The organism is Bacillus sp. TL12 (assembly GCF_022625245.1).
In the GTDB taxonomy this organism is placed as follows: Bacteria; Bacillota; Bacilli; order Bacillales; family Bacillaceae_G; genus Bacillus_A.
On the sequence record NZ_JAJJBY010000053.1, the window covers coordinates 1 to 14,734 of the forward strand.

General features: G+C 37.0%; 16 protein-coding genes, 1 tRNA gene, 1 other RNA gene and 1 other annotated feature. Of the genes, 14 read left to right on the forward strand and 4 right to left on the reverse strand.

Translation table 11 applies throughout. The features are described from left to right. Position 1 precedes the first annotated feature (1 nt). Positions 2-997, reverse strand: a complete 996-nt coding sequence (locus LOK41_RS25410) for a YaaC family protein (RefSeq protein WP_241818810.1) — start codon at positions 995-997, stop codon at positions 2-4. Positions 998-1,112: 115 nt separating this feature from the next. On the opposite strand from LOK41_RS25410, the gene guaB reads away from it, so the two are divergent. The 7 genes from guaB to LOK41_RS25445 all read left to right on the forward strand — a co-directional run bounded on the left by guaB (position 1,113) and on the right by LOK41_RS25445 (position 8,050). Further along, complete coding sequence (gene guaB, locus LOK41_RS25415) at positions 1,113-2,576, forward strand: IMP dehydrogenase (protein WP_241818811.1); 1,464 nt, start codon at positions 1,113-1,115, stop codon at positions 2,574-2,576. A 104-nt stretch (positions 2,577-2,680) separates the two neighbouring features. Continuing rightward, positions 2,681-4,000 carry a D-alanyl-D-alanine carboxypeptidase family protein gene (locus LOK41_RS25420; RefSeq protein ID WP_347269369.1) on the forward strand — a complete coding sequence of 440 codons (1,320 nt, stop codon included), beginning with the start codon at positions 2,681-2,683 and terminating at the stop codon, positions 3,998-4,000. Between the two features lie 160 nt (positions 4,001-4,160). Next, positions 4,161-5,048: a pyridoxal 5'-phosphate synthase lyase subunit PdxS gene (pdxS, locus tag LOK41_RS25425; RefSeq protein ID WP_000186167.1), complete on the forward strand. Its 888-nt coding sequence runs from the start codon at positions 4,161-4,163 to the stop codon at positions 5,046-5,048. Between the two features lie 17 nt (positions 5,049-5,065). Then, positions 5,066-5,656: a pyridoxal 5'-phosphate synthase glutaminase subunit PdxT gene (pdxT, locus tag LOK41_RS25430; protein ID WP_241818812.1), complete on the forward strand. Its 591-nt coding sequence runs from the start codon at positions 5,066-5,068 to the stop codon at positions 5,654-5,656. A 54-nt stretch (positions 5,657-5,710) separates the two neighbouring features. Next, positions 5,711-5,932: a binding site (T-box leader), on the forward strand. 51 nt (positions 5,933-5,983) lie between these two features. After that, positions 5,984-7,258: a serine--tRNA ligase gene (gene serS, locus LOK41_RS25435; protein WP_241818813.1), complete on the forward strand. Its 1,275-nt coding sequence runs from the start codon at positions 5,984-5,986 to the stop codon at positions 7,256-7,258. Positions 7,259-7,394: 136 nt separating this feature from the next. Continuing rightward, positions 7,395-7,487, forward strand: a tRNA-Ser gene (locus LOK41_RS25440). A 167-nt stretch (positions 7,488-7,654) separates the two neighbouring features. Further along, the gene (locus LOK41_RS25445; protein WP_174103799.1) at positions 7,655-8,050 is read left to right on the forward strand and encodes a DUF3797 domain-containing protein; all 396 of its coding nucleotides are present in this window, start codon (positions 7,655-7,657) and stop codon (positions 8,048-8,050) included. Between the two features lie 34 nt (positions 8,051-8,084). Here the strand turns inward: LOK41_RS25445 and LOK41_RS25450 are convergent, their stop codons facing one another. From LOK41_RS25450 to LOK41_RS25460, 3 genes are all read right to left on the reverse strand, one after another. Beyond that, positions 8,085-8,753 carry a deoxynucleoside kinase gene (locus LOK41_RS25450; RefSeq protein WP_241818814.1) on the reverse strand — a complete coding sequence of 223 codons (669 nt, stop codon included), beginning with the start codon at positions 8,751-8,753 and terminating at the stop codon, positions 8,085-8,087. Between the two features lie 2 nt (positions 8,754-8,755). Beyond that, the gene (locus tag LOK41_RS25455) at positions 8,756-9,391 is read right to left on the reverse strand and encodes a deoxynucleoside kinase (protein ID WP_241818815.1); all 636 of its coding nucleotides are present in this window, start codon (positions 9,389-9,391) and stop codon (positions 8,756-8,758) included. 121 nt (positions 9,392-9,512) lie between these two features. Continuing rightward, the gene (locus LOK41_RS25460) at positions 9,513-10,052 is read right to left on the reverse strand and encodes a cysteine hydrolase family protein (protein ID WP_241818816.1); all 540 of its coding nucleotides are present in this window, start codon (positions 10,050-10,052) and stop codon (positions 9,513-9,515) included. 278 nt (positions 10,053-10,330) lie between these two features. On the opposite strand from LOK41_RS25460, the gene tadA reads away from it, so the two are divergent. From tadA to LOK41_RS25495, 7 genes are all read left to right on the forward strand, one after another. Then, on the forward strand, positions 10,331-10,828 hold the full coding sequence (gene tadA / locus LOK41_RS25465) for a tRNA adenosine(34) deaminase TadA (RefSeq protein WP_174103795.1): 498 nt from the start codon (positions 10,331-10,333) through the stop codon (positions 10,826-10,828). 78 nt (positions 10,829-10,906) lie between these two features. Further along, positions 10,907-11,171: signal recognition particle sRNA large type (gene ffs, locus LOK41_RS25470), an RNA gene on the forward strand. 133 nt (positions 11,172-11,304) lie between these two features. Beyond that, positions 11,305-12,993 carry a DNA polymerase III subunit gamma/tau gene (gene dnaX, locus LOK41_RS25475; protein ID WP_241818817.1) on the forward strand — a complete coding sequence of 563 codons (1,689 nt, stop codon included), beginning with the start codon at positions 11,305-11,307 and terminating at the stop codon, positions 12,991-12,993. Positions 12,994-13,018: 25 nt separating this feature from the next. Further along, positions 13,019-13,345, forward strand: coding sequence for a YbaB/EbfC family nucleoid-associated protein (locus tag LOK41_RS25480; RefSeq protein ID WP_241818821.1), 327 nt, complete (start codon positions 13,019-13,021; stop codon positions 13,343-13,345). A gap of 17 nt (positions 13,346-13,362) precedes the next feature. Continuing rightward, entirely contained in the window at positions 13,363-13,959 is a 597-nt protein-coding gene (recR, locus tag LOK41_RS25485) for a recombination protein RecR (RefSeq protein ID WP_241818818.1), read from the forward strand. 14 nt (positions 13,960-13,973) lie between these two features. Further along, on the forward strand, positions 13,974-14,195 hold the full coding sequence (locus tag LOK41_RS25490) for a YaaL family protein (RefSeq protein ID WP_174103792.1): 222 nt from the start codon (positions 13,974-13,976) through the stop codon (positions 14,193-14,195). A 145-nt stretch (positions 14,196-14,340) separates the two neighbouring features. Continuing rightward, positions 14,341-14,610 (forward strand): pro-sigmaK processing inhibitor BofA family protein, encoded by a 270-nt coding sequence (locus LOK41_RS25495; RefSeq protein ID WP_241818819.1) that lies wholly within the window; start codon positions 14,341-14,343, stop codon positions 14,608-14,610. Positions 14,611-14,734: the final 124 nt, after the last annotated feature.

Below are 14,734 nucleotides of genomic sequence, written 5' to 3' on the forward strand. Positions count from 1 at the left end.
CCTAAGAAATAGGTAATTGTTCGCCCAATAAAAATAGTAAAACATAGTAAGGGATTTTTTTTGCAGAAATCCCTAAAAATTGATAAATAAATGGATAATCTTCAGAGGCATAGCTTCCTAATAAGTCGTACCACCAGTCGGTCTCGTAGCGGGAAATCATGCTTAAATTATAAAGCAATAAATAATGTGTGAGCGGCTCTGGTAGGAATGATTTATAATTTCTTACATCTTTAGTTATTGGCAAATAATAAGTGTTTGTATTGCAATCATAAGATAGGGGTGTACTGTATAAAGGATTCCATGTTTTTGTGGAAGCTGAAAATAACAAATCAGATTCAATGGCTTCATTTGGTGTATATCGTATAAAGAGATGTTTACAAGATGCTTCTATGTAACGAGAAAAACGCTCTTGTGTCATATGTAAGCGATCAAGTACGCTAGAAGGAAATAAAATGTGATGTTCACCTACCATATTGATTTCATATAATATTTGCTCTTTTTGACTATATTGAAATAGCTTTTTTAATTCGGGGATTTTCCCCATTAGTTCTAGCATAATAAACTTTTCAGCCTCTAAGTGTTTCATGTGAAACATTCGTTCTGCCACATGGGTAAATAGTCCATTTTTCTGGATTTTAACTTCATCTTCTAAAAACTGATATCCTTGTTTTTTTCGTTTACGCGTTGTTACTCCATGTGCTAAGACTGTTGTTGATTCTGGATAGTTTGGATCAACGGTTAATAAGCATGCTTTTAAAAGCTGACTCATTCCATAAAATAACAACATAGGTTGAATAGAAAATGGTGCAGTTTTACATAATTCATAATAGCTTTTCCCATGTTCTAAGTAATAAATAAAAGGATAACAATTTTCGAAGCTTTTTTTTTCAGCATTTTCAATAGGTAATTTTTCATAACAGCGGGCAAGATAACGCTGTACATGTTGGGATGAAAAAAAGAAACTTAACTGCTGCCAAGTGTAAGATGTATGATGCATATATTACGCTCCTTTTATTATCTAAAAATTCTAACATATATGTACTTTCTTGACAGTATTTTAACCAATTGTTAAGCTACTAATAATAATTTCTGGTATCATGGGGGGAACAATTATGTGGGAATCTAAATTTGTTAAAGAAGGTTTGACATTCGATGATGTATTACTTGTACCAGCGAAGTCAGATATATTGCCAAGAGAAGTAAGTGTTAAAACAGTTCTATCTGAAAGCTTGCAGTTAAACATTCCTTTAATTAGTGCGGGGATGGACACAGTAACAGAAGCTGATATGGCTATTGCAATGGCACGTCAAGGCGGTTTAGGGATCATTCATAAGAATATGTCTATTGAGCAACAAGCTGAGCATGTTGATAAAGTAAAACGCTCTGAAAGTGGCGTTATCTCAGATCCTTTCTTTTTAACTCCGGAACATCAAGTATATGATGCAGAACATCTTATGGGAAAATATCGTATCTCGGGTGTACCAATTGTAAATAATTTAGATGAGAAAAAATTAGTTGGTATTATTACAAACCGTGATATGCGTTTTATTCAAGACTACTCTATTAAAATTTCCGATGTAATGACAAAGGAACAATTAATTACAGCTCCAGTTGGTACAACACTAGAAGAAGCTGAAAAGATCCTACAGAAATATAAAATTGAAAAGCTCCCTCTTGTTGATAATAATGGTGTATTACAAGGGCTTATCACAATTAAAGATATTGAAAAAGTAATTGAGTTTCCAAACTCTGCAAAAGATAAACAAGGTCGTTTGTTAGTTGGAGCGGCAGTTGGTGTAACTGCTGACGCTATGCTTCGTATCGATGCATTAGTAAAAGCAAATGTAGACGTAATTGTACTGGATACAGCTCATGGACATTCTCAAGGTGTTATTGAGAAAGTAAAAGAAGTTCGTGCAAAATATCCGACATTAAACATTATTGCAGGTAACGTTGCCACAGCTGAAGCAACACGCGCATTAATTGAAGCCGGTGCAAATGTTATCAAAGTTGGTATTGGACCAGGTTCTATTTGTACAACACGTGTTGTAGCTGGCGTTGGTGTACCACAATTAACAGCAGTATATGATTGTGCGACGGAAGCTCGTAAGCACGGTATCCCTGTCATTGCTGATGGTGGTATTAAATACTCCGGTGATATGGTAAAAGCGTTAGCAGCAGGAGCACATGTTGTAATGCTGGGTAGTATGTTTGCTGGTGTAGCAGAAAGCCCAGGAGAAACTGAAATTTACCAAGGTCGCCAATTTAAGGTATACCGTGGTATGGGTTCTGTTGGAGCGATGGAGAAAGGAAGTAAAGATCGTTACTTCCAAGAAGGAAACAAAAAACTCGTTCCAGAAGGCATCGAAGGCCGCGTACCATATAAAGGACCTTTAGCTGATACAGTTCATCAATTAGTTGGTGGATTACGTGCTGGTATGGGTTATTGCGGAGCGCATGACTTAGAATTCTTACGTGAGAATGCACAATTTATTCGTATGTCAGGTGCTGGTTTACGTGAAAGTCATCCACATCACGTACAAATTACAAAAGAGGCTCCAAATTACTCTTTATAATATCTTATATGTAAATAGATGGAGATTTGATATCTCTGTCTATTTTTTTTTGATTATGTTAGAATAACGGTTATGTGAGTACAAAGATATTGGGGGTAACAAAAGTGAAAGGTATGTTTTGCAAGCGATTCATTGCAATGGTAACCGTGCTTACACTATTTTGCAGCATGTTTGTTACATATGGCAGTGCATCAGCGGAAACAGGACCTGCTTTAAATGTGGAAGCAGGAGCAGCGATTTTAGTAGAAGCAGATTCTGGAAAAATTTTATATCAAAAGAATGCAGATGAATTATTAGCAATTGCTAGTATGACGAAAATGATGAGTGAGTACTTAGTTCATGAAGCGGTGGATAAAGGGAAGCTGAAGTGGAACCAAAAAGTTAAAGTTTCTGAATATGCATATAAAGTTTCACAAGATCGCTCATTATCAAATGTTCCATTAGAAAATGGAGGCTCTTATACGGTAAAAGAATTGTATGAGGCGATGGCAATCTATTCTGCCAATGGTGCAACAATTGCTTTAGCAGAAGCCGTTGCAGGTAAAGAAGCAGACTTTGTAAAAATGATGAATGATCAGGCAAAAGAGTTTGGATTGAAAAATTATAAATTCGTAAACTCTACGGGCTTAACAAACAAAGATTTAAAAGGACAACATCCTGAAGGCACAACACCGGATGAAGAAAATAAAATGTCTGCGAGGGATGTCGCGATTTTAGCACAACATCTTATGCAGGATTTTCCAAAGGTGTTAGATACAGCTAAAATTCCGAAAAAAGTATTCCAAGAAGGTGGGAAATATCCTATTCAAATGGATAACTGGAACTGGATGTTAAAAGGATTAGTTAAGCAATATGAAGGTGTAGATGGTTTAAAAACAGGACATACTCCAGAGGCTGGCTATTGTTTTACAGGTACTGCTGAAAGAAATGGCATGCGTTTAATTTCTGTAGTTATTAATACAAGTTCTAATACGTCACGCTTTGATGAAACAAAGAAAATTTTTGATTATGGATTTGCAAACTTCGATGTGAAAAAAGTGTATTCAAAAGGCTCGGCAGTAAAAGGACATGAAACTGTACGTGTGGAAAATGCAAAAGATAAAGATGTAACAGTTCAGACGAAACAAGCTATTACACTTCCAATGCCAAAAGGAAGTAAAGATGTATATAAAACAGAATTTAAAGATACAGGCAAAGAAAAAGAAGCACCAATCAAAAAAGGGACAACACTAGGACAAATGGTTATATCGCCTAAAGACACTAATGATCCTGGATTTTTATCAGGTAAATCATTGCAAGTAGACCTTGTTACAAAAGCAGAAGTAGAAAAAGCAAACTGGTTTACACGCTCTATGCGTGGCATTGGTTCTTTCTTTGGTGACATTTGGAACAGCGCTGTTGATACGGTAAAAGGTTGGTTTTAAGAGCTCTTCATTGTAGGAGCTTTTTTTTATTCCTATTTTTCATACCGACTTTATGAAAAAGTAGTGGACAAGCCTCTAATAGTTAGTGGTAGAATGTAAGAGTATTCTTAATTTTCGCCGTTAATGGGGAAAAGCAATTCACCTAGGGGGGTTTTTGTACATGACAAATGTAACAGGGACAGAACGTGTAAAACGTGGAATGGCAGAAATGCAAAAAGGCGGCGTTATTATGGACGTAGTTAACGCTGAGCAAGCAAGAATTGCAGAAGAAGCAGGCGCAGTTGCTGTTATGGCACTAGAGCGTGTTCCTGCAGATATTCGTGCAGCAGGTGGCGTTGCACGTATGGCAGATCCAACAATCGTTGAAGAGGTTATGGGTGCTGTATCAATTCCAGTTATGGCAAAATGCCGTATTGGTCACCTTGTGGAAGCACGTGTACTAGAATCATTAGGAGTAGACTACATTGATGAGAGTGAAGTATTAACTCCAGCTGATGAAGTATACCATTTAAATAAACGTGATTACACTGTTCCGTTTGTATGTGGATGCCGTGATATCGGAGAAGCAGCACGTCGTATTGCAGAAGGTGCATCTATGCTTCGTACAAAGGGCGAGCCTGGAACGGGAAATATTGTAGAAGCAGTACGTCATATGCGTCAAGTGAACGCAGAAATCCGTCAAGTTGCGAGCCTACGTGAAGACGAATTAATGACATATGCAAAAAATACTGGTGCTCCTTATGAAGTATTACTTGAAATCAAACGCCTTGGTCGTCTGCCAGTTGTAAACTTTGCAGCGGGTGGTGTAGCAACGCCAGCAGATGCTGCATTAATGATGCAACTTGGTGCAGATGGTGTGTTCGTAGGATCTGGTATCTTCAAATCAGAAAACCCAGAGAAATTTGCACGTGCAATTGTTGAAGCAACGACACATTATGAAGATTATGAGTTAATTGCAAGCCTTTCTAAAGGATTAGGTACTGCAATGAAAGGTGTCGAAATTTCAACACTATTACCAGAACAACGCATGCAAGAGCGTGGTTGGTAATTAAAGGAGATTTTGAAATGGTTAAAGTCGGTGTATTAGGTCTTCAAGGGGCTGTTCGTGAGCATGTAAAGTCAGTTGAGGCAAGTGGTGCAGAAGCTGTCATTGTAAAACGTGTAGAACAACTTGAAGAAATTGATGGTCTTATTTTACCAGGCGGTGAAAGTACAACAATGCGCCGTCTTATCGATAAGTACGATTTTATGGAACCACTTCGCGAATTTGCGAAATCTGGTAAACCGATGTTTGGTACGTGTGCAGGTATGATTTTACTTGCAAACAACCTTGTTGGTTATGAAGAATCTCATATTGGCGCTATGGATATTACAGTTGAACGTAATGCATTTGGACGCCAAAAGGATAGCTTTGAAGCTGCCCTTTCGATAAAAGGTGTAGGTGAAGACTTCGTTGGTGTATTTATTCGTGCGCCATACGTTGTCAGTGTAGGAGATGACGTGGAAATTCTTTCTATGCACAACGATCGAATGGTAGCAGTAAGACAAGGACCATTTTTAGCAGCTTCTTTCCATCCGGAGTTAACGGATGATCATCGTGTTACAGCATATTTTGTGCAAATGGTGAGAGAGGCAAAAATGAAAAAAGTTGTATAAGTAACTTGCAACTTGTGTAAGATTATAGTAAATTGATGGTAACAATTTTATAAAATAAACGTGTTGATAGGAAGTAGTAACATATAGCGTTTCTTATAGAGAGTCGGTGGCTGGTGGAAACCGATAGAAACAGTTTGTGAATCCATCCTGGAATGAAGTGTGGAATATCTTTATGATTAGTAAACATTTCCGGTGAAGAGCCGTTATTTCTACTTGAGAGGAAAGCAATATTGCTTTCAACTAGGGTGGCAACACGGGTTAACTCCCGTCCCTTTTTATAGGGACGGGAGTTTTTTGTATTTTATAAAGTAAAAGGAGGAATATAAAATGCTTGATATTAAATTTTTACGTGCGAATTTTGAAGAAGTAAAAGCAAAATTACAGCATAGAGGCGAAGACTTAACTGACTTTGGTCGTTTTGAAGAGTTAGATATAAGAAGAAGAGAATTACTTGTTCAAACAGAAGATTTAAAAAGTAAGCGTAACGAAGTATCTCAACAGATTTCTGTATTAAAACGTGAAAAGAAAGATGCAGAATCTTTAATTTTGGAGATGCGTGAAGTAGGAGAAAAGGTAAAAAATCTTGATGATGAACTTCGCTCAGTTGAAGCAGATCTAGAACGATTAATGCTTTCTATTCCAAATATCCCTCATGAATCTGCACCAATTGGTGACACAGAAGATGATAACGTAGTGGCTCGTACTTGGGGAGAGATAAAAGAATTTAATTTTGAACCAAAACCTCACTGGGATCTTGCAACTGATTTAGGAATCTTAGACTTTGAACGTGCTGCTAAAGTAACGGGAAGCCGTTTTGTATTTTCTAAAGGTGCAGGTGCAAAATTAGAACGTGCTTTAATTAGCTTTATGCTAGATCTTCATACAGAAGAACATGGATATGAAGAAGTGTTACCTCCATATATGGTAAACCGTGCAAGTATGACAGGAACAGGGCAGCTTCCAAAGTTTGAAGAAGATGCGTTCCGTATTGAGAGTGAAGACTACTTCTTGATTCCTACAGCTGAGGTGCCTGTAACAAATATGCATCGTGATGAAATTTTAAGTGTAGATAAATTGCCAATTCGTTATGCAGCATTTAGTGCATGCTTCCGTTCTGAAGCAGGTTCAGCTGGCCGTGATACACGTGGTTTAATTCGTCAGCATCAATTTAACAAGGTAGAACTTGTGAAATTTGTAAAACCAGAAGATTCTTATGAAGAATTAGAAAAGTTAACAAATGATGCAGAACGCGTGTTACAATTATTAGGTCTACCATATCGCGTTATGAGTATGTGTACTGGAGATTTAGGATTTACAGCAGCGAAGAAATACGATATTGAAGTATGGATTCCAAGTTATGGAACATATCGTGAGATTTCTTCTTGTAGTAATTTCGAAGCATTCCAAGCAAGACGTGCAAATATTCGTTTCCGTCGTGAGCCAAATGCAAAACCAGAACATGTTCATACAATAAATGGATCTGGACTTGCAATTGGACGTACAATTGCAGCTATTCTAGAAAATTACCAACAAGAAGATGGTACAATTATAATTCCAGAAGTTCTTCGCCCTTATATGGGAGGAAAAACAGTTATTAAATAAATTAAAATTTTCATCGGTATGAGTGTTGTCAATTAAATAAATTTAGGAAAAGGAAGAGTTTTTCCTTTTCCTATAATTTATTATGAGTGGGCTTGACTAACTGTTTTTCTTTTGATATTATATTTGATGTCAATATGGAGGTATACCCAAGTCTGGCTGAAGGGATCGGTCTTGAAAACCGACAGGCGGCGAGAGTCGCGCGGGGGTTCGAATCCCTCTACCTCCTCCAGATATAATTGACAACAGCGCATATAAGTGGAGATTGGAGAACTCGTTACCAACACGTAACGAGTTTTTATTTTAAAACCAATCAGAAAGTATGATGTAAGGTAGCATGCTGCCTTATAAAACACTCATATTCCGATGATTATCTTCATAGATATGAAAGGAGTCAACATGGATCTTATTATACAAACATTTCCTTTAGATGGAAAAACTCTATACTATGTACAATGTCCAGTCTGTAAGAACAATAGAATTTTAAATAGTGGTGCAAACGTATCACGTATTATAAGCGATGATACATTCCGTAAACTTTGCGGTTGTACTTGTAATGTGAAACAAGAAGCAAAAAAAGTAGAGGCACCCAAAAAAGCCGAGAAACAAGCTGTGAAACAAGAGGCAGCTCCAAAACGTACTGGTAAAGTATTAACAGCAATTATTAATGGGAAAGAAATGACTGTTAAAGAAATTGCTGAGGCATATGATATTAGTACAAGTACGGTTCGTCAGCGTATTAATGCTGGAAAACAAGAGAGTGAAATTATTGCTCCAACGAAAAAGAAAAAATGAGTGAATAGGAAAACCCGTGCATATGCACGGGTTTTTATTTTACAAGTTTACGTGTTTGCTTTAAAAAATGTCCAATTTTCTTAATGATGGGTTCGATCGAGTTTTCATCTTTTAAAATATCGTATTCATTAATATTTAAGCGTAGGACAGGACATGAATTAAAATTATTAATCCAATTTTCATAACGTCCGTGCATTTCTTGCCAATATTCAATTGGTGTTTGTTGTTCCATTGGGCGGCCACGTTCTTGAATACGACTGACAATATCGTCAAAAGAACCTTCTAGGTAGATTAATAGGTCTGGGTGAGGGAAGTATGGTGTCATAACCATTGCATCGAACAACCCTTTGTATGTTTTGTAATCCGTTTCTGTCATTGTTCCTTTTTCGTGATGCATTTTTGCGAAAATGCCAGTATCTTCATAAATAGAGCGATCCTGTACAAACCCACCGCCATATTCGAAAATTCGTTTTTGTTCTTTAAATCTTTCTGCTAAAAAATAAACTTGTAAGTGAAAGCTCCAGCGCGTGAAATCAGCATAGAACTTATCTAAATATGGATTTGAATCCACTTTTTCAAATGATGTACGGTAACCTAAAGCATTGGCAAGTGCAGTTGTCATAGTCGATTTACCAACGCCAACTGTACCAGCAATGGTAATTACTGCATCGTTTGGAATGTCATACTTTTGCCTTAAATTCATTGCTATTTCGTTCCCTTCGAGAGTGTATTTTTGAGAGTGGATAAAATTATATTCAAGTCGTCACTATTCTTCACAAAATCCATGTTATCTCCATTAAACTTTAACACTGGAATATCTGGATGGTCCTTTTTAAAGGTATCCATTGCCGTTTCGTAATCTTTGGTAAGTTGTAGTAAATAATTGGGGTCCATGTTTTTTTCGAATTCACGTCCGCGCATTGCGATTCGTTTTTGTAATGTTTCTAGACTTGCTGTTAAATATACAATGACATTTGGCACGGGCATATCTTGTGTAAGAATACGATAAATTTGCATGTATTTGTCATATTGAGCGTCTTTTAATGTGCGAGATGCAAAAATTAAATTTTTAAATATATGATAATCTGCTACTACTGGCTTACGCTGATTTAAGTATTTTATATTAATGTCTTCCAATTGCTTATAGCGATTACAAAGAAAGAACATTTCTGTTTGAAAACTCCATTCTTCAATGTTTTCATAAAACTTCCCTAAGAAAGGATTTTCATCAACAATCTCTTTAAATAAGTGGAGTTGCATGTGAGTTGAAATTTCCTTCGCTAGTGAAGTTTTTCCAACACCGATTGGTCCTTCAACCGTAATAAATGGTACTCCGGTCACGCTGTTTCCTCCTTTCGATTCATAATTTCCTGTAAATAAAAAGCACAAAACAGAATAATTGTAGCATAAGAGGGAAGCGGGCGGACTAATTTGTCATAAAAAGTTGGAAAATCGACGCATACTATTCAAATTTTAATTGAAGAGAGGGCATAATATTTGCCTTCAATGTTGTTTCCATTATTTTTAAAGCATGTTTATTATCTTGATCAGAATTAGAAGCAGTACAATCTTGTGGTATATATAGTGTATAGTTCCTCATATGAGCATCATTGGCTGTAAAGAGAACACATATGTTTCCTGCAATTCCTGTTATGATTAGTTTTTCAACCTTTAAATGTCCTAATAAAGAATTTAAGGGAGTTTCATAAAAAGCTGAATAATGTGGTTTAATAAACACATAATCATCTGCACTAGGAGCAATTGCTTGTATGATGTTTTTACTATAATGATTTGTACAATGTGTAATCAGTTGATCGATATCAGCTCTCCATAGTTGGTAATGATCGTTAATATAAATAACAGGATAACCATTCATTTTCATTGTTCGTTTTAAATGTAAAATAGGTTCTATAATCATTTGGCATTTTTGCGCAAGGATTGGTCCATGGGAGAATTGGAAGTCGTTAATCATGTCAATAATGAGCAATGCAGTATTTTTCATATGTAATCACCCTTCCTTTTTCTTTAGATTGGATTGAATGTGTGAAAGTTATCCTGCATCTATAAGAGGAAGTGTAATTGAATAGTATGTATATAAATTGAAAAGCAAACATAAAACTTTTCTTTTTAGATGGTAGAAGGGATCCGATTATGTGCAGAAACGATCAGATTGTGTTCCTGCCTCACGCCAAGTGAAAACAGAAACAGAAAAAGAAAATGGTTAAGGACACTTTTGGCCTTGCGTAGCAGGGAGATTATTTGTAATGAGAGGACTGGATTATGGAACAAGATATTTATTTTATGCAGCTTGCAATAGAAGAAGCGAAAAAAGCTGAAGAAATCCAAGAAGTTCCGATTGGGGCTGTTATTGTATTAGATGGAGAAGTAATCAGTGTTGCTCATAATTTAAGGGAGACAGAACAACGATCCATTGCTCATGCAGAGTTATTAGCTATAGATGAAGCATGTAAAAAGTTAGGTACGTGGCGTTTAGAAAATGCGACACTATATGTTACATTAGAACCCTGTCCAATGTGTGCAGGTGGGATTGTTTTATCGCGCGTGAAACGTGTCGTATATGGTGCAAGTGATCCAAAAGGTGGATGTGCAGGTACTTTAATGAATCTTTTAACAGATGAGCGCTTTAATCACCAATGTGAAGTAGTACCTGGTGTAATGGAAGAAGAATGCGGGGCGCTGTTAACGAATTTTTTTAGGGAACTCCGTAAAAGAAGGAAAGAAAAGAAGGAGAAATTGGATAAAAATACTGGTACCTAACATATTTGCAATTTATGAAGAAACAAGTTATACTGATAATGCCTTCAATAAGGCAACCGAATATTGGTTTTAACTTTGCCGTGCTAAGCGGGGAGGTAGCGGTGCCCTGTACTCGCAATCCGCTCTAGCGAGGCCGAATCCCTTCTCGAGGTTATGCTGCTGTAAGGCCTGCCTTAAGTAAGTGGTGTTGACGTTTGGGTCCTGCGCAACGGGACCCCGTGAACCTTGTCAGGTCCGGAAGGAAGCAGCAATAAGCGGGTATTCTCGTGTGCCGCAGGAGTGCCTGAACCGAGCTAACTGCTTAAGTAACGCTTATGGTACGTAATCGACAGAAGGTGCACGGCAGTTATATATGTATACAAAACCCACCTTATATAAAAAGGTGGGTTTTTTGTATGGAAAATAACTTTTGGAATCTATAAACAGAATGGGTTATAATATACAAGATAATAACCTTTGAGGGAGGCCGTATTTTCGTGTCATACCAAGCGTTATACCGAACATGGAGACCGCAAAAATTTGAAGATGTAGTCGGTCAAAAGCACGTAACAAAAACGTTGCAAAATGCCCTTCTTCAAGAGAAAGCGTCGCATGCTTATTTATTTTCTGGACCGAGAGGAACAGGTAAAACTACGATTGCAAAAGTATTTGCAAAGGCAATTAACTGTGAGCATGCCCCGGTAGCTGAACCTTGTAATGAATGCCCTGCGTGTTTAGGTATTACACAAGGATCTATTTCAGATGTATTAGAAATTGATGCGGCTTCAAATAACGGTGTAGATGAAATTCGAGATATAAGAGATAAAGTAAAGTATGCCCCAAGTGCAGTGAGATATAAAGTATACATTATTGATGAGGTCCACATGCTTTCGATGGGAGCTTTTAATGCGCTTTTAAAGACGCTAGAAGAGCCACCACAACATGTTATCTTTATTTTGGCAACAACAGAGCCACATAAAATTCCACCTACAATCATTTCTCGCTGTCAACGCTTTGCATTTCGAAAAATATCAGTAAATGATATTGTAGAGAGATTAGCAACAGTTGTTACAAATGAAGGTACAAAGGTAGAAGATGAAGCATTGCAAATTGTTGCTCGTGCTGCTGAAGGTGGTATGCGTGATGCGCTCAGTCTGATCGACCAAGCTATTTCTTATAGTGATGAAGTTGTTACGACTGAGGACGTCTTAGCGGTAACGGGTTCTGTTTCTCAACAATATTTAGGTAATCTTGTAGAATGTATACGGGAGAATGATGTATCAAGAGCGTTGCGTATTATTGATGATATGATGAGTAAAGGAAAAGACCCCGTTCGTTTTATGGAAGATTTCATTTACTATTATCGTGATATGCTCTTATATCAAACTTCACCACAATTAGAACATATGTTAGAACGAGTAGTTGTAGATGAGCAGTTTCGTATGCTAAGTGAAACGATGCAACCTGAGGTCATTTATGAAATTATTCATACGCTCAGCAAGGGGCAACAGGAAATGAAGTGGACAAATCATCCACGAATTTTCTTAGAGGTTGTTATGGTGCAACTTTGTCAGCAGTTTATGATGCAGTCAAATGGAACAGACCGTCTGCAAGCAATTATGAACAGAATGCAACAATTAGAAAAAGAATTGGAACACGTGAAGAAAAATGGTGTGCCAGCTGGTGGAGGGCAGGAAGTAAGAGAGACGCGTGCAACCCCAAAACCAGTGCGGACAGGAAGTATGAAAATTCCTGTTGGGCGCGTACATGAAGTATTAAAGCAGGCAAAACGCCAAGATTTAGAACAGTTAAAAGGCGTATGGGGTGAGCTGTTAGGGAGACTTAAATCCTACAATAAGGTGGCTTTTGCTGTATTATTAGAGAATAGTGAACCAGTTGCAGCTTCTGCAGATTCTTATGTTTTGGCTTTCCAATATGAGATACATTGCAAAATGGCAAGTGAAAATCGTGACGCGATGGATACCGTAGAACAAGTTCTTTTTGAATTGCTCAGCAAAAGGTTGAATATGATTGCAATTCCGAAGAGTGAGTGGGGGAAAATACGCGAAGAATTTTTACAACGTGAAGGTGGAAATTCAGAAGGAGATGCAGAACCAAAAGTAGATCCCCTTGTAGAAGAGGCGGTAAAATTAGTAGGGCAACAACTTATTGAAATAAAAGAATAACAACAATTAGGAGGAATTTATTATGATGCGTGGCGGAATGGGAAATATGAATAACATGATGAAACAAATGCAAAAAATGCAAAAGCAAATGGCGAAAGCACAAGAAGAACTTGGTGAAAAAACAGTTGAAGGTAAAGCTGGTGGCGGAATGGTTACTGTAATCGCAAATGGTCACAAGCAAATTCTTGATGTGAAGATTAAAGAAGAAGTTGTAGATCCAGAAGATATCGAAATGTTACAAGATCTTGTATTAGCTGCAACAAATGATGCACTTAAGCAAGCTGAGGAGCTTTCAAATTCTACAATGGGGCAGTTCACAAAAGGCCTAAACTTACCAGGTGGAATGTTCTAGTAGGAGGATATTGACGTATGCATTATCCAGAACCAATATCGAAGCTTATAGATAGTTTTATGAAGTTGCCAGGGGTTGGTCCAAAAACAGCTGTTCGTTTGGCTTTCTTTGTACTAGATATGAAAGAAGATGACGTGCTAGATTTTGCTAAATCTCTTGTGAATGCAAAACGGAATTTAACATATTGTTCTGTTTGTGGACATATTACAGATCGTGACCCTTGTTATATTTGCGATGATTCACACCGTGATCAATCAGTTGTTTGTGTTGTACAAGAAGCAAAAGATGTAATCGCGATGGAAAAAATGAAAGAATATCAAGGGGTCTATCATGTGCTTCGTGGTGCAATTTCACCAATGGAGGGAATTGGACCGGAAGATATTAATATTCCACAGTTATTGAAAAGGTTACAAGATGAAACTGTACAAGAAGTTATTTTAGCAACGAACCCAAATATTGAAGGGGAAGCTACAGCGATGTATATTTCCCGCCTCTTAAAACCGACAGGTATTAAAGTGACTCGTATTGCACATGGTCTGCCAGTTGGTGGAGATTTAGAATATGCGGATGAAGTGACATTATCGAAGGCTTTAGAAGGCCGTAGAGAAGTATAAGAGGAGAAATCAAAATGTTTTTTCAAAAAAAGGGAAAGTTGCGAAAAGAATATGATGATAAGCTAATTGCTGTATTAGAAAAAGTTAAGAATGAGTGGTTGCGTCAAAAAAGAATGGTAGAACAAAGTGTTGAACCATCTCAAGATGTATTGTGTTCTTTGAAATTAGCAGAAGCAAAATATTTTTTCTTACTAAAAGAAGCGAAAAGACGTCCAGTAAAGATGGAACAATGGTAAAAGGTCCTGGTTTTGAAACCAGGACCTTTTTTTTATGAGCAATGAGTCTTCGCTGATTAAGGTTTCACTTTATATAATCAAACGGTATTTTTTGTTTCCTTGTCCCATACATATAGAGTGTATAAGGTATATAAGGAGGGGAAACATGAATTCTACATTAGTTATTGGCGGAATTCTTAGTTTGGTATTTGTTTTGTTGATCTTTGGTGCTTCAACGAAGCCATTGCAATTTATAGGAAAGATGTTTGTGAAAGTAATAATAGGTGTAGCACTATTGTTTGCGGTTAATGTAATTGGAACTTATTTTGGTTTTCATATCCCGATTAATCTTGGTACGGCCTCTATTTCTAGTATTTTAGGGATACCAGGTATTTGTGCTTTAGTTATCATTAAGTTATATATAATGCCAGGGTGAAAATCATTTTGGCATTTATTTTAAAAAGATGAAGAATAGTGTTGACTTATTAAATGTTAATATGGTAAATTAATAAGCGTCGTCAACAACGAAAGAAAAAAGAAGTTGACGAAGTGATTAAGAA